The organism is Stenotrophomonas maltophilia group sp. RNC7, from assembly GCF_030910085.1.
In the GTDB taxonomy this organism is placed as follows: Bacteria; Pseudomonadota; Gammaproteobacteria; order Xanthomonadales; family Xanthomonadaceae; genus Stenotrophomonas; species Stenotrophomonas sepilia.
Window position 1 is genome coordinate 1 of sequence record NZ_JAVFVN010000519.1, and the last position, 537, is coordinate 537.

A 537-nucleotide genomic window follows, 5' to 3' on the forward strand; every position below is an offset into this window, starting at 1 on the left:
GTCCTTGTGCCGCTTTTTCCATGAGGAATCGGCGCAGGAGAAATCGGAGGCCAGGTCATGCAAGGGACGAACGTGCTGTTCGGTCAGATCGCCGTGGTATTCGGCATCGTGATCGCCGGAGTGTGGGGTGCCACACAATGGACAGCAGCAGCCCTTGGCTATCAAGTACGCCTTGGCTCGCCCTGGTTCGATCTTCTTGGCACGCCGATCTATCACCCGTGGAAGCTGTTTGAGTGGTGGTTTTCTTACGGCGCCTATACCCCGGAAATCTTCGACACCGGCGGAGCCATCGCTGGCAGCAGTGGCATGGTCGCCGTGGCCGTCGCCATTGCCATGTCGGTCTGGCGCTCGCGGCAGGCACGCCTTGTCACGACCTACGGATCGGCCCGCTGGGCGAACGCGCATGACATTCGCAAGGCGGGCCTCACGCAGCCAGAGGGCGTGTTCCTCGGCCAGCACGACCGCCAGTACCTGCGCCATGAGGGGCCAGAGCATGTCCTGACGTTCGCACCCACGCGCTCGGGCAAGGGCGTCGGC

At 63.5% G+C, this 537-nt stretch carries 1 protein-coding gene; it reads left to right on the forward strand.

The genetic code is table 11. The annotated features are described in order from the left end of the window. Positions 1–57: 57 nt before the first annotated feature. The coding region (locus tag RCF13_RS10110; RefSeq protein WP_308141120.1) for a type IV secretory system conjugative DNA transfer family protein at positions 58–537 on the forward strand (480 nt) is incomplete at its 3' end.